Here is an 18,918-nt window from a genome sequence, read left to right as displayed (position 1 = left end):
AGCGGGTAATGGAGGCTGCCTACACGGTGGCGCTGGTGGGTTTTGCCCAGCACGAAAGCGCCACATTCGAATCGTTCTTCCGGCTCGCCGCGCGGCGGCCCCCGGCCTACCGGGTGCAGGAGGAGGTGCTCGACGCGCAGCTGCTGCTCGTCAACGCCGACAACGCGCAGGCCGTGGCGCTGGTGCGCGGCGCCTCGCTGCCGGGGCGCGTGCTGCTCATCGGCGCCCACGACGCCGGCACCGGCTGGCCGGTGGAGCGCAAGCCGGTGCGCCTGGTCTCTCTGCTGGGCTCGCTCGACGCGCTGGTGGGCCTGCGCACCGTGCGCGCGGCGGCCTCGGCGGCGCCGCTGGCGCCGGGCTTCGCGGCCACCGAACCCTTCAAGGCCTCCCAGCTGCACGGCCTGCAGGCCAGCATGCGCCTGGCCAGCGGCAAGCCGCAGCCGATCGCGCCGCTGCCGCCCTCGGCCCGCGCCCGGCGCCGTTCGCCCGAGACCGAGTTCCCCCCCACGCGGCCCATGACGCGTGAGGAGGTCATGTCCATGATCGCGCGCGCGGCCGACATGGCCGGCGAGGCGGCCGGCGGCGCCCGGGGCGCGCCGCCGGCCAGCGCCGCGCCGGCGCCCGCCGTGCCCCCGGTCCCGCCCGCCGCGCCGGCCAAGGCGCCGGCCGCGCCGCGCGCCGGCACCGTCAGCATCCCCCTGCGCGGTGTCACCGACTACGCCGACCTGGAAGACCTGCTCAATGTCGCGCCGCCCGCGCCGCGTTCGCCGCGCTCGCGCCTGCCCTCGCGGCTGCGCCAGGGCGACGCCTCCGTGCCCGAGGTGGCGCGCGGCGACGCCCTGCTGGTGGGGCAGAGCCTCGTCGAAGGCCGCATCCTGCTCAAGCGCCTGCGCAAGTACGAACTGAGCGTGGACTGGTGCCGCGAGCCCGCGCAGGCCCAGGCCATGCTCAAGGCGCACCCGTACCGGCTGGTGGTCATCGACCGCCTCGGCGGCGAGCCCGACGCCTTCCAGGTCTGCCGCTGGGCCAAGCAGGCCAAGGGGCCCAAGGGCGCGGCCACGGTGATCCTGTTCGCGCCCAGCGCGGGCAGCATGGAGCGCATGAAGGCCGGACTGGCCGGCGCCGACGCCTACCTTTCGCGCTCGGTGAGCGAGGCCGACCTGTACAAGGTGCTGGCCCAGCACCGGCTGGTCAACCTCAACGGCTTTGCGCCGACCAACGTGGGCAGTTTCTGAGCGTCGCGCTTCGCGCGGTCTTCAGCCGTGCAAATCGTCCCGGCGGGCGATTTCGAGCAGCCGCTCGATCTCGTGCCCGTGCACGCGCTGGTTGCGCTTGTGCCACCAGCCGATCAGCCACATGGTGCCGGCCACCAGCAGGCCGAAGGCGGTGATGGCCGCGAAGGCCGACAGTCCCGCGCCGGTGGACGCCGTGTAGAGCGCGCCCAGGCCCAGGATGCAGGCCTGCTCATTGAAGTTCTGCACGGCGATGGAGCGGCCCGCGCCCATGAGGTTGTGGCCCCGGTGCTGCAGCAGCGCGTTCATGGGCACCACCAGGAAGCCGCCCAGGCCGCCCAGCAGCACCAGGAAGGGCGCGGCCACCCAGACGTTGTCGATGAAGTTCATCAGCACCACCAGCAGGCCCATGCCGATGCCCAGGGGGATGACTTTGGTGGCCTGGTCGAGCCGCATGCGCATGGAGGCCACCACCGCGCCCACGGCCGTGCCCAGCGCCACCACGCCCACCAGCGCCGAGGCCTTGGAGGTGCTGTAGCCCAGCGCCACCGCGGCCCAGGCCAGCACGATGTAGCGCAGGTTGCCGCTCACGCCCCAGAACAGCGTGGTGGTGGACAGCGAGATCTGGCCCAGGTGGTCGCGCCAGAGGCGCATGTTGCAGGTCCAGAAATCGGGCAGCAGCACCAGCGGGTTGCGCGGCATGGGGCGCGGTGTCACACCGGTGAGCGGGATGCGCAGGTTGAAGCCCGCGGCCAGGATGTAGAGCACCACCAGCATGGCGATGGCGGCGTCCGGGCCGTGGTGGATGCCGGGGATGTGCAGGGCCAGCAGCCAGGACGACATCGTGGGCCCCACGAGCTGGCCGCCCAGCAGCACGCCCAGGATGATGGACGCGATGGTCAGGCCCTCGATCCAGCCATTGGCCTTGACCAGCTGGGACGGTGGCAGCAGCTCGGTCAGGATGCCGTACTTGGCGGGCGAGTACGCCGCCGCGCCCAGGCCCACCAGGGTGTAGGCCAGCAGTGGGTGCACGCCCACCAGCATGAGCAGGCAGCCCCCTACCTTGATGGCGTTGCTGATGAACATGACCTGGCCCTTGGGCCGGGCGTCGGCGAAGGCGCCCACGAAGGGCGCCAGCAGCACATAGAACAGGGCGAACATGGGCACCAGCGCCGCGCTTTGCCATTCGTGCGCGTTGCGGTGGCGCAGCAGCTCGATGGCGGCGACGAACAGCGCGTTGTCAGCCAGGGAGCTGAAAAACTGCGCCGTCATGATGGTGTAGAAGCCGCGCTTCATGGCGATGAATCGGTTTGCTTGCCTGCCAGGATGAAGCGCCTATCGACGGACACCCCACACGTTTGTGCGACAGTTTGAGGCTTGTCTCCGTGAGGTGGCGCGGGTTATAGCACGCGTGTGCGCAGGCGCCGCCGGTAGGCCACCCCGCCGCTCGGACTGGATTTCCCTTCTTGACTTTTCTCACGCCATGCCCCGCCCCATCCTGGCCACCGTGCACACCGGCGCCCTGCGCCACAACCTCGGCATCGCGCGCGAGCGCGCGCCCGACGCCCGCGTCTGGGCGGTGGTCAAGGCCAACGCCTATGGCCACGGCATCGAGCGCGCGTTCGAGGGCCTGCGCGGCGCCGACGGCTTCGCCTTGCTGGATTTGGCCGAGGCCGAGCGACTGCGCGCCCTCGACTGGCGCGGTCCCATCCTGCTGCTCGAGGGCGCGTTCGAGGCGCGCGACCTGGAGCTGTGCTCGCGCCTGAACCTCTGGCACGCGGTGCATTGCAACGAACAGATCGACTGGCTGGCCGCGCACAAGACCCAGCAGCCGCACAAGGTCTTCCTCAAGCTCAACAGCGGCATGAACCGCCTGGGCTTCACGCCCGCGGCCTACCGCACGGCCTGGGCGCGGCTCAATGCGCTGCCGCAGGTCGAGGAGATCGGCCACATGACGCACTTCAGCGACGCCGACGGCGCGCGCGGCATCGCGCACCAGGTGGCGCTGTTCGAGCAGGCCACCGACGACCTGCCCGGCGAGCGCACGCTGGCCAACAGCGCGGCCATCCTGCGCCACGCGCGCGGCGCCCTGCGCGGCGCCGGCTCGCTGGCGGCCGACTGGGTGCGCGAGGGCATCGCGCTCTACGGCTGCGCGCCCGACTTCCCGGAGCACAGCGCCGCGCACTGGGGCCTGCGACCCACCATGACGCTGTCTACCCGGGTGATCGGCGTGCAGCGGCTGCAGGCCGGCGACACCGTCGGCTACGGCTCCACCTTCACCGCCGACGGGCCCATGCGCATCGGCGTTGTCGCCTGCGGCTACGCCGACGGCTACCCGCGCCACGCGCCCAGTGGCACGCCGGCGCTGGTGGATGGCCAGCGCACGCGCACCCTGGGTCGCGTGAGCATGGACATGCTCACGGTGGATCTGAGCGGGCTGCCGGACGCGGGCATTGGCAGCGAGGTGGTGCTCTGGGGCCGCGCCGGCAGCGGTGCGCTGCTGCCGGTGGACGAAGTCGCGCACGCGGCCGGCACCATCGCCTACGAGCTGCTGTGCGCGGTGGCGCCGCGCGTGCGCTTCGAGGCCGCCGACTGAGCGCCCGGGCGCGACGAACCGGCTCCAGTCCCCATGAACCGGCGCCGCGCCCCTCACCCACTGCTGCGCCCCTTCGTGCGCGAGGTATGGAGCTGCGCGGCCGAGCCCGCGGGCGAGGCGCAGGCGCGCATCGAGCGCCTGCTGCCCAGCGGGCTCATGCACCTGGTGCTGCGGCTGGACGACGCGCCGGTGCGCCTGCTGCGTTCGCCCGACGACCCCCTGGGCGAGCCGCTGGCCCCCGCGGTGCTCGGGGGGGCGCGCACCGCGCCTTACCTCAAGCGCCTGCACGCCCGCTCGGCCAGCGTGGGCGCCACGCTGCTGCCCGGTGCCGCGCAGTGGCTGTTGGGCCTGGACGCGGACGCCATCGCCGGCCGCCACGTGCCGCTGGAGGCCCTGCTCGGCGCCGAAGCGCAGCGCCTGCGCGAGCGCCTGCTCGAGGCCCCGGACACCGACGCGCGGCTCGCGCGGTTCGAGGCCTGGCTGCTGGCGCGCCGCCCGCCGGCGCCAGGCCAGGCGGGCGCGCTGACACGGCTGCTGCGGCAATCGCCTTCCGTGGGAGCGGCGGTGCGCGCCAGCGGCCTGGGCCGGCGCCGCTTCGAGCGGGCCTTTCTGCAGGCCACGGGCCTGAGCCCCAAGGCCTGGCAACGCGTGCGCCGCTTCCAGCGGGCGGTCGGCGCCCTCGCCGCCACCGACGCGCCCGCGCCAGCCGAGCTGGCCGCCGCGCTGGGCTACAGCGACCAGTCGCACCTGATCCGCGAATTCCGCGCCATGGCCGGCCTCACGCCCGGGCGCTTTCGCGCGCTGGCGCCCGAGGAGCCCAACCACCTGCCCCTGGAGCCGTCCCGCCGGGGCTGAGCCGGCGGCGCGAACAATTTCTTCTATACGCGGCGTGCCGCGGCCGGCACAGTGCGGGGTCCCACCAGCTGTCCACGGGGAGCCGCCCATGCGCATCGACGAAACCTACGCCTATCTCTGCGTGCACGACACCGCCGCCGCCATTCGCTTCTACGGCCAGGCCTTCGGCGCCACCGAGAAATTCCGCCTGGTCGAACCCTCGGGCCGCATCGGCCACGCCGAACTCGCCTTCGGCCCGCACACCGTGATGCTGTGCGACGAGTTTCCCGAGTGCGGCATCCGCAGCGCGAGCAGCCTGGGCGCCACGCCCGTGACCCTGCACCTGCACCTGCACGTGGACGACGCCGACGCCATGCTGGCCCAGGCCGTGGCGGCCGGCGCCACGCTGGAACGCGAGGCCAGCGACGCGTTCTACGGCGAGCGCAGCGGCGTGGTGCGCTGCCCCTTCGGCCACCGCTGGCTGATCGGGCACGCCATCGAACAGGTGACGCCCGAGGAAATGCAGCGGCGCTACACGGCCCTGTTCAACTGATCGCGATTGGGCCCGCGCGCGGCGGCGCCAGCGGCCCCTTCGCGCGCGCCAGCGCGCCCTAGCATGGTGGCCCGCTCACGGACACCGCCGCCATGCACATCGCCATCCTCACCTTCGACGGCTTCAACGAGCTCGACTCGCTGGTCGCGCTCGGCATCCTCAGCCGCGTCAAGCGGCCCGGCTGGCGCGTCTCCATCGCCTGTCCCACGCCGCGCGTGCGCTCCATGAACGGCGTGGTGCTGGACGCCCAGGCCGACCTGCGGGAGGCCAGTGAGGCCGACGCGGTGATCGTCGGCAGCGGCATCAAAACCCGCGAGGTGGCGGCCGACGCGGCCCTGATGGCGCGGCTGCGGCTCGATCCCGCGCGCCAGCTGCTGGGCGCGCAGTGCTCGGGCACGCTGGTGCTGGCCAAGCTGGGCCTGCTGGGCGATCTGCCGGCCTGCACCGACCTCACCACCAGGCCCTGGGTGGAAGAAGCCGGCGTGCGCGTGCTGGAGCAGCCGTTCGTGGCCCACGGCAACGTCGCCACCGCGGGCGGCTGCCTGGCCTCCCAGTACCTCGCGACCTGGCTGATCGCGCGCCTGGTGGACGAGCAGGCCGCGCGCGAGGCCGTGCACTACGTGGCGCCCGTGGGCGAGAAGGACCTCTACGTGCGGCGCGCAATGACCAAGGTCGCGCCCTTCCTCGACGCGCGTGTCTGAGGGGAGGTGCGCGAAGACGTCGATGGCACCAGGGCGGCGGTGATGGCGCATGTCCCCTGGGCGCGCCACCAGGGGGCATTCGTGCGTCAAAGCGCGCGGCTCAGCGCCCCGGCGAGCATGCCTCGAAGCCGTAGCGTTCGCAGAAGGGGTTGCCCAGCACGGGCAGCCAGCGCGGAATGTCGTGGAAGTCGCGCGCCACGGCGGCCAGCACCTTGTCTCGGTAGGGCGCGAAGCGGAAACCCTCGCCGTCGACGTACCAGAAGCGCGCGCCATCCACCACGAAGGCGTGCTTGCTCACGCGCTCGAAGTAGGGCGCGTAGTTCGCGAGATCGGGTTCGTCGTAGTGGAAGACGCGGATCGGCTGGCCGTCGTAGCGGCGGAAATCGATCACCTGGTCATCCTGGCGCGCGTGGTGGCGGCCCGGGCCGAACACCGGCACGTACTGGCCGTGGCGAAAGGCCAGCATGGCCGCCGGGTTGTAGGCCTGGGCCATGAGCGTGGCCCCGGCGGGCAGGCCATGGCGCAGGCCGGCGACCACCGCGGCGTTCTCGCGCAGGAACACGGCGCGATCGGCCCATTTTGTTGTGGCGAACCACGCCACCGGCGCCAGCGCGATCGCCAGCACCACCACCAGATGGGGCAGGGACAGCGCCGCCGTGTAGCCCAGCAGGCGGCGCAGCGGGCGCACCTCGCAGCGCAGTCCGGCCCAGACCACGAACACCGGCACGAAGCCCAGCACCCAGTGCAGGCCGATGGTGCGGCGCGTGGCCAGCAGGGCGAACACCACGAAGGGGAAGATCCACAGCACCGCGAGCGTGGTGCGCGCGCTGGCGCTCACGCCGGCGGGCGCGCGCGAGCGCGCGGCACGCCACAGCCACCACGGCGTCACCAGGTACAGTGCCATGCCGACGTAGGTGAGGAAGGTCTCCAGGGACCAGGCCGAGGCTTCGTTGCGGTTGAAGACGTTGAACATCACGTGGCTCCAGCCGTGCGTGGCGTTCAGGTAGAGGTTGGCGCCGATGGCGGGCAGCGCGGCCACGAACACCAGCACGGGCGCCCACCAGCGCTCGCGCCGCCAGCCCCAGGCGTGGGCCGCGTACGCAAAACCCAGCAGGGCCGCGAAGTACTTGCCGAAGAAGGCCGCGCCCAGCAGGGCCCCGCTGAGCAGGTACCAGCCGGCGCCGCGCTCGCTGGTGTCGGCGCGCACATAGGCCCAGAACGACAGCGCCATGAACAGGATCAGCGGCGTGTCGGTGGTGACCAGCACGAACAGCCAGCTCCAGGGCAGGGCCAGGTACACGGCGCCGGCGAGCCAGGCCTGGGCCTCGCGTTCCTCCGGCAGCAGGCGGCGCAGCAGGTCCACCACCAGCAGGGCGATGGCGCTGGTCACCAGCAGCGTGGCGCTGCGCAGCACCAGGGGCGCGTCGCCGCCGATGGCGCGCAGCAGCGCGATCAGCCAGCCCACCAGCGGCGGGTGGTCCGAGTAGTGCCAGGCCGGGTGCGCGCCCCACTGGTAGAAGAAGGCCTCGTCGCCCGTGAAAGGAAACACCGCGGCCAGGAACACCTTGAGCAGCAGCGTGAGGCCAAAGGCCCACCAGAAAAGGCGGCGCGCGGCCGCGAGGGAGTTGTTGTCGGCTTTCATTGGCACGGAGTGTCGCAGCGAGCGGCGGCGCCTTCCAGGAACACGGCGCCAGCGGCTGGGCCGGGCGGTGGTTGCCGGGACGCGCGCCGCGCCGCGGGGGAGTTGTCTATTTCGCGCTCAGGGCCAGCAGGCTCACACCGACCACGATCAGCGTGCAGCCGGCCACGCGCAGCCACGAGAAGGGCTCGCCCAGCCACCACACGCCCAGCAGCATGGTGACCACGAAGCCCAGGCTCACCAGCGGGTAGGCCAGCGACACGTCGAGCCGCGACAGCACCCACAGCCAGAGCACGGCGCTGGCGCCATAGAGCAGGAGGCCCAGCCAGACCATGGGGCTGGTGAAGGCCTGCACGTAGGTGCCGGCCACGTCGGCGCCGCCGGGGCCCAGGCCGCGCTTCATGGCGAGCTGCGCCGCCGAAGACATGAGCACGCAGAGCAGCGCGAGCAGCAGGGCGAGGGATTTCATAGGTGGGGCTGCCAGCCGACGGTGGCCGCCAGGCCGATGCCGCCCATGACGAGCAGCGTGGCCCAACTGAAGGCGTCCTTCAGGGCGAAGGCCAGCGGGTCTTCGCCGTGGAGTTCGCGCCGGCCGGTCTTGAACCAGATGCGCATCACCCACATCAGCAGAACCGGCGCGGCGGCCCACAGCCAGTCGGGCTGGGCGTAGAGCGCGCGGCTGTTGGGCGAGTCGATGTAGAGCGTGAGCACCAGCACCGACATGAAGCCGCTGGTCATGCCCATGGTGCGCAGGGTGGCCAGGTCGCGCGGCTGGTAGCCGCGGCCCGGCGCCGGCGCCTGGTGCGCGTCCACCGCCTCTTCCAGTTCGGCACAGCGCTTGACCAGCGCCAGGCTCAGGAACAGGAAGATGGAGATGGCCAGCAGCCAGTTGGACAGGTCCACGTGCCCGGCCAGCGCGCCGGCGCCGATGCGCAGCGTGTAGAGCGTGGCCAGCAGCAGCACGTCGAACAGCGGGATGCGCTTCCAGCGCAGCGAGTAGCCCAGCGTCAGCGCGGTGTACAGCAGCAGCGCGCCGGTGAAGGCCTGGCCGACCCAGACGGCCAGGGCGAAGGCGGCCAGCAGCATCGCCGCGCCGATGGCCACGGCGGCACCGATGCCCATCGTGCCCGCCGCCAGCGGGCGCAGGCGCTTGAGCCGGTGCGCGCGGTCGTTGGGCAGGTCGAGCAGGTCGTTGACCAGGTAGGTGGCCGAGGCGCAGAGCCCGAAGGCGACGAAGGCCACGAACAGCGTGAACCACAGCGAGGGATCGGTGGTGTGCGCCGCCAGCAGCGGCACGAACAGCAGGCCGTTCTTGGACCACTGCTTGAGGCGGACCGCGCGCAGCACGGTGGCGAGCGTGAGCGGCCGCCGTTCGAAGACGCGGGCGGGCGCCTGCGCGGCCTGCAGGCGCCGCAGCACGCCGGCCGGGGCGTTCACCGCGATGGCCTGCGCGCCGCCGGCCCAGACGGGCAGGTCATCGGCGCTGTTGCCCGCGTAGGCCCAGCGCTCATGGCCCGCGGCGCGCGCGTGCGCGGCGATGGCCTCGCGCTTGTGGGCGCGGCTCAGGTTGGGGCCGCCGTCTTCGGTGGCCAGCACGTCGCTGAACACGCCCAGGTGCTCGGCCACGCGCCGCGCCACGCGCGCGTCGGCGGCGGTGGCCAGCACCAGGGGGCGGCCGCGCGCGTGTTCGGCGCGCAGGAATTCGATGAAATCCGCGCGCCAGGGCAGGCGCTCGGGCTCGGGCAGCACGGCGTCGGCCAGGGCGCGCTTGAAGCCGGCCTTGCCACGCGCCAGCCAGCCCACCATGCGCAGCAGGTTCAGCGGATGGCGGCGCGCGAACAGCACGATGGATTCGTGCAGGGTGTCGCTCGGCGTGAGCGAGCCGTCCAGGTCCACGTAGAGCGGACAGTCGTCCAGGGGTGGGTTGTGCATCGGGCCTGTGCTGCGGGTCTCGGGCGATTCTAGGGGCCGCCCGCGGCGGCTTCAGGCGCCCATCAGCCAGCCCCAGCCGCGCTGCGCCAGATCGATCGCGAGCTGGCCGAAGGCCAGGGTGTAGGCGATGGCGGCGGCGCCGGCCAGGGTGGAGCCCGCCAGCGCCAGGCCGTCGCGGAACAGCCAGCCCAGGCCCAGCAGCACCAGGCTGGCACTGGGCAGCACGTTGCCGAAGGGCAGGGGCAAAAAGATGATGGCCGCCATCGCCGCGATCCAGGCGCCCCACCAGCCGCGCGTGCGCTCGTGCCGCCAGGCCTGCCAGCGCGGGCCCAGCCAGCGGTCGGCGAGGGCGTACAGCCAGGCCAGGGCGTGCAGGCTGCGGCGCGACCATTGTTCGTTCAGGGTGAAGCCGCCCAGCGCCCCCGGCAGGGCCACGCGCTCCCGGCCGCGCGCCCAGGACCAGCCCAGCGCGGCGATGAAGAAACTCACGAACCAGCCCGCGCCGCCCACCGGGATGAGGGTGAACAGCGAGAGCACCATCACCAGCACCGGCAGCGAGGCCTCGCCGTGCAGGTTCAGCAGCTCGGCCAGCGTCAGGCGCAGCGGGGCGGTTTCGTCGGCCTCGTGCGAGCCGCCCAGGCCGTGCGCGCGCCAGCGCCGTTCCTGGCGGATGGCGGCGCGGCGCAGGCGGCGGGCGAGGCTGTGGTCCATGGGGCGGGCAGATGCTGGTGTCCCTGCATGACCCGCTGACGACAGCGGGGTTCCCCGCGCCCGGCGGGCGCCCGCCTCAGGCCAGGGCCGGCTCGGGCGCGCCGAGCGGGCTGCGCGGCGACACCAGCACCGCGTCGCCCTCGCGCAGGCCCAGGGAGTGGAACTGCGCCGTGCCCAGGCGGGCCTCGATCAGGTCGTGCGCGCCGGACTCGGGCTCGAGTTCGAGCCGCACCACCGGGTCGAGCACCAGCGCGCGCCGCAGCGTGGCCACCACGGCGCCGCGCGTGTCGGTGCCGGGCAGCAGGCGCTGCACCTCCAGTTCGTGCGGGCGCAGCGGGCGCGTGCCATCGCCCACCAGCGGCACGCCGCCGAGGAAGCGCGCCACGAAGGGCGTGGCCGGGTGTTCCCAGACCTCCCGCGGCGAGCCCACCTGCTCGATGCGGCCGCGGTTCATCAGCACCACGCGGTCGGCCACTTCCAGGGCCTCCTCCTGGTCGTGCGTGACGAAGATGCTGGTGACGTGCAGCTCGTCGTGCAGGCGCCGCAGCCAGCGGCGCAATTCCTTGCGCACCTGGGCGTCGAGCGCGCCGAAGGGCTCGTCGAGCAGCAGCACCTTGGGCTCCACCGCCAGCGCGCGCGCCAGGGCGATGCGCTGGCGCTGCCCGCCCGAGAGCTGCGCGGGGTAGCGGTCGGCCAGCCAGTCGAGCTGCACCAGCTTGAGCAGCTCGAACACCTTGGCCTGGATCTGCTTGTCGCTCGGGCGCTCGCCGCGCGGCTTCACGCGCAGGCCGAAGGCCACGTTCTCGGCCACCGTCATGTGGCGAAACAGCGCGTAGTGCTGGAACACGAAGCCCACGTTGCGCTCGCGCACGTGCACGTGGGTGCTGTCCTCGCCGCTGATGACGATCTGGCCGGCGTCGGCCGTTTCCAGGCCCGCGATGATGCGCAGCAGGGTGGTCTTGCCGCAGCCTGAGGGGCCCAGCAGGGCGAGCAGCTCGCCGCTCTGGATGTCGAGCCGGATGTTGTCCAGCGCGTGGAAGGCGCCGAAGTGCTTGGAGATGTTCTGGACGTTGATGCTCATGGTGAAACCTTCGCGCAGCGCGCTGCGGTGCGAGTGCCTTCGGGCGGCCGTGCGGCACTCATGTGGACGCTCCTGCGAGGGAGGTGTCGTTGCGGGGCCGCTCGGGCGGCAGTTCGGCCAGGGCCTTGAGTTCACGCTCCATGCGCCACTCGGCCACGGTCTTGATGACCAGGGTGACCAGCGCCAGCAGGGCCAGCAGCGAGGCCACGGCGAAGGCGGCCACCGACTGGTACTCGTTGTAGAGGACCTCCACGTGCAGCGGCATGGTGTTGGTCTGGCCGCGGATGTGGCCCGAGACCACCGAGACCGCGCCGAACTCGCCCATGGCGCGCGCGTTGCACAGGATCACGCCGTAGATCAGGCCCCACTTGATGTTGGGCAGCGTGACGTGCCAGAAGGTCTGCCAGCCGGTGGCGCCCAGCACCTGCGCCGCCTGTTCCTCGTCGTTGCCCTGGGCTTGCATCAGCGGGATGAGTTCGCGCGCGATGAAGGGGAAGGTGACGAAGACGGTGGCCAGGACGATGCCCGGCACGGCAAAGACAATCTGGATGTCGTGCTCGGCCAGCCAGGGGCCCAGCCAGCCCTGCGCGCCGAACACCAGCACGTAGATCAGGCCCGCCACCACCGGCGAGACGGAGAACGGCAGGTCGATCAGCGTGGTCAGAAAGGCCTTGCCGCGGAACTCGAACTTGGCCACGGCCCAGGCCGCGGCCACGCCGAACACCAGGTTCAGCGGCACCGCGATCGCGGCCGTGAGCAGGGTCAGGCGGATGGCGGCCCAGGCGTCGGGCTCCTTCAGCGCCGCCCAGTAGGCCTCCCAGCCTTTGCGCAGCGCCTCGGTGAACACCGCGGCCAGCGGCAGCAGCAGGAACAGCGCCATGAACGCCAGGGCGATGCCGATCAGCGTGCGGCGCACCCAGGGCGCCTCGGTACGGGCCAGGCTCATGCCATCGCTCCACCGGAACGTTGGCGCTGCCAGGCCTGCAGGGCGTTGATGACCAGCAGCAGCACGAAGGAGATGCCCAGCATCACCGAGGCCACGGCGGTGGCGCCGGCGTAGTCGTACTGCTCCAGCTTGGCGATGATGATCAGCGGCGTGATCTCCGACACCATGGGCATGTTGCCGGCGATGAAGATCACCGAGCCGTACTCGCCCACGGCGCGCGCGAAGGCCATGGCGAAGCCCGTGAGCAGCGCGGGCGCGATGCTCGGCAAGATCACGCGCGAGAAGGTCTGCCAGCGCGTGGCGCCCAGGCTGGAGGCGGCTTCCTCCAGCTCCTTCTCGGCGTCTTCCAGCACCGGCTGCACGGTGCGCACCACGAAGGGCAGGCCGATGAAGATGAGCGCAATGACCACGCCGTTGGGGTTGAACGCGAGCTGCAGGCCCAGCGGCGCGAACACCTGGCCCACCCAGCCGTTGTCGGCCAGCAGCGCGGTGAGCGAAATGCCGGCCACGGCCGTGGGCAGGGCGAAGGGCAGGTCCACCAGGGCATCGACGATCTTCTTGCCCGGGAAGCTGTAGCGCACCAGCACCCAGGCCACCAGCAGGCCGAACACCACGTTGACCAGCGCCGCGATCAGCGAGGCGCCAAAGCTCAGTCGGTAGGCGGCCAGCACGCGCGGCGAGGCCACGGCTTCCCAGAACTGCGCCCAGCTCATGGAGAAGGTCTTGAAGACCAGGGCCGAGAGCGGGATCAGCACGATCAGGCTCAGGTAGAGCAGGGTGTAGCCCAGGGTGATGTTGAAGCCCGGCAGCACGCGGCGCGTGGGGCGCCGCGGGGTGGCCATGGAGGACCTGGGCAGGGTGGCGGTGGTCATGCGAAGCGCGGGGGGCTTACTTCACGTACAGCTGGTCGAACCTGCCGCCGTCGTTGAAGTGCACCTTCTGCGCGTCGGCGAAGGAGCCGAAGTACTGCTCGACGGTGAACAGCTTGATGGGCTTGAAGACGTCGGCGTGCTTTCTGAGCACCGCTTCCGAGCGCGGGCGGATGTTGTGCTTGGCCGCGATTTCCTGGCCCTGGTCGCTGTAGAGGAAGTCGAGGTAGGCCTTGGCCTGGGCGGCCGTGCCCTTTTTGTTCACCGTGCGCTCGACGATGGCCACCGGGTTCTCGGCCACGACGCTCGCGCTCGGGTGCACGGCGTCGACCTTGCCGGCGCCGAACTCGTTGTTGACCGACACCACCTCGGACTCGAAGGTGATCAGCACGTCGCCGATGTTGCGCTGCAGGAAGATGCCGGTGGCGTCGCGCCCGCCGCGCGCCAGCACCGGCACGTTGGCGTAGAGCTTCTTCACGAACTCGGCGGCCTGCTCGTCGCTGCCGCCCTTGGCGCGCACCTGGCCCCAGGCGGCCAGGTAGGCGTAGCGGCCGTTGCCGCCGGTCTTGGGGTTGACCACCACGACCTGCACGCCGGGCTTGATGAGGTCGTCCCAGTCCTTGATGTGCTTGGGGTTGCCGTTGCGCACCAGGAACAGCATGGTGGAGGTGGTGGGCGCGGCGTTGTGCGGGAACTTCTGGCGCCAGTCCTTGGCGACCACGCCCTTGTCGGCCAGGAAGTCCACGTCGGTGGTGGTGTTCATGGTGACCACGTCGGCCTCCAGGCCGTCGGCCACGGCGCGCGCCTGGGCGCTGGAGCCGGCGTGCGACTGGTTCACCACCACGGCCTTGCCGGCCTTCTTCTGCTGTTCGACGAAGGCGGTGTTGATGTCCTTGTAGAACTCGCGCGCCACGTCGTAGGAGACGTTGAGCAGCGTGGTGGTCTGGGCCGAGGCCAGCGTGCTCAGGGCCAGGCCCAGGGCGGCGGCGGTGGTGCGCAGTGCGGTTGTCATGGTCGGAAACTCGGGGCGTTCGGGAATCGGGAAGGGCATTCTGGAAGTGCTCTTCACAAATGCAAACGACAGTTTTCTTGTTTCTTTATGCCGTTGCGGCATGTAGCCCCGACCCGGTTCCTGTGGGCTCAGACCTTCATGGCATAGGCCGGCAGTGGGCCGGCGGCCGGCTCGGGCGCGTCCCCGTGCCAGGACGCCCCCGAGGCATCGAACGGGCCGTCGATCACGGACAGCGCCTCATCGCCCTCGCGACCGGAAGACCACCGGTCGAACCGCTCCGCCTCGTCGTCCGCCAGCCGGAAAACCGGCGGGCCATCGACCAGTTCGTCCCACCAGGGTTCGGGCTGGGCGCGCTCCTGCTGCACGGCCTGTACCAGGCGCTCGGCCAGTTCGGCGCAGTCGCGCAGTCGCCGCCGCATCCAGCGGTCGGACCATCGCCCCTTCTCCTGCTCGTCGGCCAGGGCGAGCTGGCCCAGCCGGCAGCTGTCCTGCAGCTCCCGCAGGCAGCGGATCAGGCAGTCGGCGGTGTCCGGGTCGTCATCGCCATTGCCCCGGTAGCGCTCGGGCCAGGCGATGCCCAGGCCGTCGGGGCGCAGCGGCAGGCCGTTGAGCAGGGGCTGGAGCAGGTCGCGCCGCAACTGGGCGAGCGCGTCGGTGTCGCCGCGCCGTTCATGGCGCTCCAGGGCCTTGAGCGCCTGCCTGGGGGTGGCGAGGGACTTGCGCCAGAGGCCGCGCGCGAGGCGCCCCACGCGGTTGTGGCCCCTTCGCCGCTCCGCCTTGCCGGCGCGTTTGACGGCGTCGATCAGGTCCGCGAGAGGGGCAAAGGGCGTGGGCGCGTGGGCCGCGTGCGTGCGCAGCACCGGCACCGGGGCGCGATCGCCCTCGAGCGGTGCGCTCGGGCGCGAAGCCAACAGCCGCAGGCCGATGGTGCCCGTGGCCACGGCGCGCACCAGCTGGCCGTGCTGCTCCCGCGTCTGGACCCCGGCCGCCTGGCGCAGCGCGCGCAAGGTGTCGGGCGTTGCGCCGGCGTCCAGCAGGGCCTGTTCGGCGTCGCACAGCGGCGGCTCGCCTTCGGGGCCCCGGCTGGCCTGCAGCCCCGCTTCGTAGAGCTGGCCCTGCAGCCAGCCGAGGCTTAGGAAGGTGTTGTGGCGCAGCGCCTGCCGCTGGGCCTCGCTCATCGAGGTGTCGCCGTCGAGGCGGCCGGCGTACAGCAGGCCGGCCTTGACGCCGTCCGCATCGCCGAAGGCCTGGGCTTCCCGGTCGCGCCGGCGCATGCGCTGTCGGTCCGCCGCCAGGTAGGCCTGGTACTTGGCGAGGTGCGTGAGCAGGAAGAGGCCCAGTGCGGAGCCGACGACGGCGGCCGGGATCGTCCCATACGAACCGGTGCCCGCCGCCATCGCGGCCAGGCCCAACAGGCTGAGCAGAAAATTGAACAGGCTGAGCTTGCCCCGGAATTGGCGGGCCCAGGCCACCCGCTTGGCCTGGTTGCTGCGCTGGATGGCCTTGACCAGTTGCCGGGCGAGGTTGCGGCGCACCTGCTGGGCCTGCTTCACCTGCTCGGGGTCGGCGCCTGGGTTGAAGCTGTCGGGGGACAGGCCCCACACCACGCGCTCGAAGGTCAGCAGCTTGGCGCGGCGGGTGGCCCGCGCCTTGCCGATGCGCTGGCGACCGCCCCTGTGGTCCCCGTGCGCGGTGAGCAGACCGGCCAGCGCCAGCAGCGCCGCCACCGGCGGCACGGCCTGGCCCACGGTGTCCAGGGCGGCGCCGGCCGCGCCGCTGGTGATCAACTGGGGCAGCAGCGTGGCCAGCGCGTTGAAGAGCTGGAAGGGGGCTTTGGCGCCCTGCAGCACGCCGTCGCGCAGGACGGCGACCTGCTCGTCGCTGAGGCCGCCGAGCAGGTCGAGGGGGCGGTGCAGGCCGTCGCGCATGCGCTCGAACAGCGGCACTCGCGACGCGGCGTCGAAGGCATCGATGCGCGCCTGCAAGGCGTCGCGCTGCCGCTCGGCGTGGTCGGCCAGGCCTTGGCGCCGTTCATCCGGGTAGGCCAGGGCCTGCTGGCGCAAGCGCAGGGCCACGTCGGCGCTCACCAGATGGTCGAGGTGCAACAGGCGCCGCTCAGCGGCCCGCTCGCGCTCCGGGCCCAGCAGATAGGCCTTCTCGAAACCCTTCAGCAGGCCGATCAGCGCGTCCACGTTGAATTGCGCGAGGTCGCGCGCGGCCTGCACGCGCGGGTCGGGGCCGTGGCGCAGCTGGTGGTTCAGCTGGTGCAGCAGGAGGTGCTGCGCCCCCAGCAGCGCCTCGAACACCTGGTACTGCTGGCGGGCCTCGCGCCAGGCGTGCAGGGTCAGGCCGGTGTCGACGAGCGAGCACAGCAGGTTGAAGGCGCCGCCCGCCAGCAGCGTGGCGGGCAGCGCGTCGCCGCCGGCGCTGTCGGTGAAGGCGTTCGCCAGGCCGGCGCCGCTGGTGGCGCCCACCCCCGCCGCCCAGCTGGCGCAGACCGCGCTCAGGAGGTCGGGCCTGTCCAGCAGACCGGGGGCGACGTACGCGGCACCGACGACCGGGGCGTCCGCGGGCGCCGCCGCCCGCACGCCCTGCCGCGGCGACGGCCGGGGACTGCCGGGTGCCGACGGCTGGCGCGACGCGCGCTGGTCGTGCAGCTGCCGCAGGTTGTTTTGGGCGTGTGATGGGCTGCCGGGGGGCTGGAGCGTGCGCGGGCGGCGCGGCGCCGAGTCGCTGCCGTGGCCGCCGTCCGGCGACGGGCGGGTTGGGGGGCTTTCGACCCGGGCCTTGCGCGGGGAAGGCGGCCGGCGGATCCAGCCTAGGGACAGTGACTGCACGGGGTCGTTCCTTCCTGTGTCGTGGCCGCTCGGCGCGGGGCGGGGCCGTGGTCCATGGTCCAGCCTTTGTAGGTGTCGGGATACGCGTGGCTGCGACCGATCTCGACGTCTTCCAGCACCGCGAGCGCGTCGGGCGCGTGCCCGGCCAGCGCCTGGTGCAAAACGATCAGGTAAGTGGCGATGGCCCGGCGCTGGTTGCCGCAGGCGCGCACCGGTGGGGCCGGGCGCCCGTCGCCCGCGCACAGCAGCAGGACCTTGCCCTTGCCGTCGACCAGGGACAGCGTGTCGCAGGGAATCAGGGGCGTGTCGCGCCAGGTGAGGACGCGTGCGTCGAACAGCACCGTGGGGGCCGGCCGCACACCGGTGCGTGCGCATTCGCGTTCGAAGGCCGCGATCACCAGGGGGTGGGTCAGGAAGAAGGTCGGCGTCCGCCCGGCCTTGGCCAGCAGATCGTCCAGGTCGTCGGGCGTGGGCGGGCCGGACAGAGGGAGCAGCACCTGGGTGGGGGGCACGCGCGAGAGCCAGCCGTGCCGGGGGTTGTTGATGAGCTCGCTCGTGCACCAGGCCTCGACCGCTTCGGTCGCCCGGCGCAGCGGCGCCTGGGCGTCCGCCGCCAGCGGGGTGGGTGTCCGTGCGCTCGACATGGCCAGGTCCAAAAGTTTCGGTAATGAAATAGGCTTACGAATGGGCGCACTCTAGGTGCGCCGGCCCGTTTCACCAACCAATGTTTGGTTCTGTGCTCATGACAGAAACGTCTGAGCGGCCATGCCGGGGGGGCGTGTCCGCTCGCCGCTTCGATGATGCGGATGTCGCGTTCCGCGCCCCGGCCCTGGCCCAGGTCCGCAGGCCCGGGCCCCCTTTCAGGCCAACCCGGGGCCCGGCGGTGCCCCGGAGGCTGGTGACGGCGGCGGCGCGCTCACTTCCTGGTGTAGATCTGGTCGAAGCTGCCGCCGTCGGCGAAGTGCGCCTTCGCGGCCTTGTCCCAACCGCCGAAGGCCTGGTCGATGGTGAACAGCTTGAGCGGGGGCAGTGGCCTGGCGACCTTGGCCTGGGCCTTGGCCGAGACCGGGCGGTAGAAGTTCTTGCCGATGATGTCCTGCGCCTCTTCGGTGTAGAGGTACTCCAGGTAGGCCTGGGCCACGGCGCGCGTGCCCTTCTTGTCCACGTTCCTGTCCACCACGGTCACCGCGGGCTCGGCCAGGATCGACAGAGAGGGGTAGACGAAGTCGAACCGGGTGCCGAACTCCTTCTCGAGCAGGTAGGCCTCGTTCTCCCAGGCGATCAGCACGTCGCCCTGGTTGCGCTGCGCGAAGGTGATGGTCGAGCCGCGCGCGCCGGTGTCGAGCACCGGCACGTTGTTGTAGAGCCGGGCGACGAAGTCCTTGGCCTGGGCGTCACCGCCGAACTTGCGCTTGGCGAATTCCCACGCGGCGAGGTAGTTCCAGCGCGCGCCGCCCGAGGTCTTGGGGTTGGGGGTGATGACCTTCACGTCGGGGCGCACCAGGTCGTCCCAGTCCTTGATGTTCTTGGGGTTGCCCTGGCGCACCGCGAGCACGATGGTGGAGGTGTAGGGCGAGCTGTTGTGCGGCAGGCGCTTCTGCCAGTCCTTGGGAATCCACTGGCCGTTGGTGTGCAGCGCATCGGTGTCGCCGGCCAGGGCCAGCGTGGCCACGTCGGCGTCCAGGCCGTCGATGATGGAGCGCGCCTGCTTGCCCGAGCCGCCGTGCGACTGTTTGATCGTCACGTCCTGCCCGGTCTTGGCCTTCCAGTGCTTGGCGAAGGCCTGGTTGATCTCGACGTAGAGCTCGCGCGTGGGGTCGTAGCTCACGTTGAGCAGGGTCGCGGGTGCGGGGGTCTGGGCCTGGGCAGCGCCCACGCTCAGGGCGAGGGCGGCGGCGCCCAGGGTGGTCAGCAGGTGGCGGCGGGCGGTCATGGATCGTTCCTTCTTCGGATGGCGGTGCTGTGAGACAGCGAG

General features: G+C 71.9%; 17 protein-coding genes. 5 read left to right on the top strand and 12 right to left on the bottom strand.

The window, feature by feature from the left end:
• Positions 1-8: 8 nt before the first annotated feature.
• Positions 9-1,235 carry a PleD family two-component system response regulator gene (locus tag DY262_RS21785; RefSeq protein WP_181936476.1) on the top strand — a complete coding sequence of 409 codons (1,227 nt, stop codon included), beginning with the start codon at positions 9-11 and terminating at the stop codon, positions 1,233-1,235.
• 21 nt (positions 1,236-1,256) lie between these two features.
• Here the strand turns inward: DY262_RS21785 and lplT are convergent, their stop codons facing one another.
• A complete protein-coding gene (gene lplT / locus DY262_RS11230) occupies positions 1,257-2,528 on the bottom strand; it encodes a lysophospholipid transporter LplT (protein WP_116958959.1) in 1,272 nt (423 codons plus the stop codon).
• A gap of 187 nt (positions 2,529-2,715) precedes the next feature.
• Here lplT and alr point away from each other — a divergent pair, with 187 nt between their 5' ends.
• The 4 genes from alr (at position 2,716) to DY262_RS11210 (ending at position 5,916) form a co-directional block, all read left to right on the top strand.
• Complete coding sequence (alr, locus tag DY262_RS11225; RefSeq protein ID WP_116958958.1) at positions 2,716-3,828, top strand: alanine racemase; 1,113 nt, start codon at positions 2,716-2,718, stop codon at positions 3,826-3,828.
• 33 nt (positions 3,829-3,861) lie between these two features.
• Positions 3,862-4,683, top strand: a complete 822-nt coding sequence (locus tag DY262_RS11220) for a helix-turn-helix domain-containing protein (protein ID WP_116958957.1) — start codon at positions 3,862-3,864, stop codon at positions 4,681-4,683.
• An 88-nt stretch (positions 4,684-4,771) separates the two neighbouring features.
• Positions 4,772-5,215 carry a VOC family protein gene (locus DY262_RS11215; protein WP_116958956.1) on the top strand — a complete coding sequence of 148 codons (444 nt, stop codon included), beginning with the start codon at positions 4,772-4,774 and terminating at the stop codon, positions 5,213-5,215.
• A 92-nt stretch (positions 5,216-5,307) separates the two neighbouring features.
• Positions 5,308-5,916: a DJ-1/PfpI family protein gene (locus tag DY262_RS11210; RefSeq protein WP_116958955.1), complete on the top strand. Its 609-nt coding sequence runs from the start codon at positions 5,308-5,310 to the stop codon at positions 5,914-5,916.
• Between the two features lie 100 nt (positions 5,917-6,016).
• Here the strand turns inward: DY262_RS11210 and DY262_RS11205 are convergent, their stop codons facing one another.
• From DY262_RS11205 to DY262_RS11155, 11 genes are all read right to left on the bottom strand, one after another.
• On the bottom strand, positions 6,017-7,558 hold the full coding sequence (locus DY262_RS11205) for an ArnT family glycosyltransferase (protein WP_116958954.1): 1,542 nt from the start codon (positions 7,556-7,558) through the stop codon (positions 6,017-6,019).
• Between the two features lie 106 nt (positions 7,559-7,664).
• Positions 7,665-8,024 carry a DMT family transporter gene (locus DY262_RS11200; protein ID WP_116958953.1) on the bottom strand — a complete coding sequence of 120 codons (360 nt, stop codon included), beginning with the start codon at positions 8,022-8,024 and terminating at the stop codon, positions 7,665-7,667.
• On the bottom strand, positions 8,021-9,487 hold the full coding sequence (locus DY262_RS11195; RefSeq protein WP_116958952.1) for a UbiA family prenyltransferase: 1,467 nt from the start codon (positions 9,485-9,487) through the stop codon (positions 8,021-8,023). Before DY262_RS11195 ends, DY262_RS11200 begins: the two co-directional genes overlap by 4 nt.
• Before the next feature lie 51 nt (positions 9,488-9,538).
• A complete protein-coding gene (locus DY262_RS11190) occupies positions 9,539-10,198 on the bottom strand; it encodes an exopolysaccharide biosynthesis protein (protein WP_116958951.1) in 660 nt (219 codons plus the stop codon).
• A 76-nt stretch (positions 10,199-10,274) separates the two neighbouring features.
• The gene (locus tag DY262_RS11185; RefSeq protein WP_116958950.1) at positions 10,275-11,279 is read right to left on the bottom strand and encodes a sulfate/molybdate ABC transporter ATP-binding protein; all 1,005 of its coding nucleotides are present in this window, start codon (positions 11,277-11,279) and stop codon (positions 10,275-10,277) included.
• A 58-nt stretch (positions 11,280-11,337) separates the two neighbouring features.
• Complete coding sequence (gene cysW, locus DY262_RS11180) at positions 11,338-12,225, bottom strand: sulfate ABC transporter permease subunit CysW (RefSeq protein ID WP_116958949.1); 888 nt, start codon at positions 12,223-12,225, stop codon at positions 11,338-11,340.
• Positions 12,222-13,097, bottom strand: coding sequence for a sulfate ABC transporter permease subunit CysT (cysT, locus tag DY262_RS11175; protein ID WP_181936475.1), 876 nt, complete (start codon positions 13,095-13,097; stop codon positions 12,222-12,224). The genes cysW and cysT overlap by 4 nt, the downstream gene beginning before the upstream one ends.
• Before the next feature lie 16 nt (positions 13,098-13,113).
• On the bottom strand, positions 13,114-14,106 hold the full coding sequence (locus DY262_RS11170) for a sulfate ABC transporter substrate-binding protein (protein ID WP_116959258.1): 993 nt from the start codon (positions 14,104-14,106) through the stop codon (positions 13,114-13,116).
• 128 nt (positions 14,107-14,234) lie between these two features.
• A complete protein-coding gene (locus tag DY262_RS11165) occupies positions 14,235-16,943 on the bottom strand; it encodes a hypothetical protein (RefSeq protein WP_147326218.1) in 2,709 nt (902 codons plus the stop codon).
• Entirely contained in the window at positions 16,925-17,587 is a 663-nt protein-coding gene (locus tag DY262_RS11160) for a hypothetical protein (protein WP_147326217.1), read from the bottom strand. The genes DY262_RS11165 and DY262_RS11160 overlap by 19 nt, the downstream gene beginning before the upstream one ends.
• 272 nt (positions 17,588-17,859) lie before the next feature.
• Positions 17,860-18,876 carry a sulfate ABC transporter substrate-binding protein gene (locus DY262_RS11155; protein ID WP_116958946.1) on the bottom strand — a complete coding sequence of 339 codons (1,017 nt, stop codon included), beginning with the start codon at positions 18,874-18,876 and terminating at the stop codon, positions 17,860-17,862.
• Positions 18,877-18,918: the final 42 nt, after the last annotated feature.

Origin of the sequence: Hydrogenophaga borbori (genome assembly GCF_003417535.1) — a bacterium.
Classification (GTDB): Bacteria; Pseudomonadota; Gammaproteobacteria; order Burkholderiales; family Burkholderiaceae_C; genus Hydrogenophaga; species Hydrogenophaga borbori.
Note: the sequence above shows the minus strand (reverse complement) of the source record. Positions and strands in the feature narration are given on the sequence as shown.

What these genes read in the sequence shown, in the direction of transcription:
- DY262_RS21785 (WP_181936476.1), top strand. Translation starts at nt 9, where the DNA reads ATGGAGGCTGCCTACACGGTGGCGCTGGTGGGTTTTGCCCAGCACGAA.
- lplT (WP_116958959.1), bottom strand. Translation starts at nt 2,528, where the DNA reads ATGAAGCGCGGCTTCTACACCATCATGACGGCGCAGTTTTTCAGCTCC.
- alr (WP_116958958.1), top strand. Translation starts at nt 2,716, where the DNA reads ATGCCCCGCCCCATCCTGGCCACCGTGCACACCGGCGCCCTGCGCCAC.
- DY262_RS11220 (WP_116958957.1), top strand. Translation starts at nt 3,862, where the DNA reads ATGAACCGGCGCCGCGCCCCTCACCCACTGCTGCGCCCCTTCGTGCGC.
- DY262_RS11215 (WP_116958956.1), top strand. Translation starts at nt 4,772, where the DNA reads ATGCGCATCGACGAAACCTACGCCTATCTCTGCGTGCACGACACCGCC.
- DY262_RS11210 (WP_116958955.1), top strand. Translation starts at nt 5,308, where the DNA reads ATGCACATCGCCATCCTCACCTTCGACGGCTTCAACGAGCTCGACTCG.
- DY262_RS11205 (WP_116958954.1), bottom strand. Translation starts at nt 7,558, where the DNA reads ATGAAAGCCGACAACAACTCCCTCGCGGCCGCGCGCCGCCTTTTCTGG.
- DY262_RS11200 (WP_116958953.1), bottom strand. Translation starts at nt 8,024, where the DNA reads ATGAAATCCCTCGCCCTGCTGCTCGCGCTGCTCTGCGTGCTCATGTCT.
- DY262_RS11195 (WP_116958952.1), bottom strand. Translation starts at nt 9,487, where the DNA reads ATGCACAACCCACCCCTGGACGACTGTCCGCTCTACGTGGACCTGGAC.
- DY262_RS11190 (WP_116958951.1), bottom strand. Translation starts at nt 10,198, where the DNA reads ATGGACCACAGCCTCGCCCGCCGCCTGCGCCGCGCCGCCATCCGCCAG.
- DY262_RS11185 (WP_116958950.1), bottom strand. Translation starts at nt 11,279, where the DNA reads ATGAGCATCAACGTCCAGAACATCTCCAAGCACTTCGGCGCCTTCCAC.
- cysW (WP_116958949.1), bottom strand. Translation starts at nt 12,225, where the DNA reads ATGAGCCTGGCCCGTACCGAGGCGCCCTGGGTGCGCCGCACGCTGATC.
- cysT (WP_181936475.1), bottom strand. Translation starts at nt 13,097, where the DNA reads ATGACCACCGCCACCCTGCCCAGGTCCTCCATGGCCACCCCGCGGCGC.
- DY262_RS11170 (WP_116959258.1), bottom strand. Translation starts at nt 14,106, where the DNA reads ATGACAACCGCACTGCGCACCACCGCCGCCGCCCTGGGCCTGGCCCTG.
- DY262_RS11160 (WP_147326217.1), bottom strand. Translation starts at nt 17,587, where the DNA reads ATGTCGAGCGCACGGACACCCACCCCGCTGGCGGCGGACGCCCAGGCG.
- DY262_RS11155 (WP_116958946.1), bottom strand. Translation starts at nt 18,876, where the DNA reads ATGACCGCCCGCCGCCACCTGCTGACCACCCTGGGCGCCGCCGCCCTC.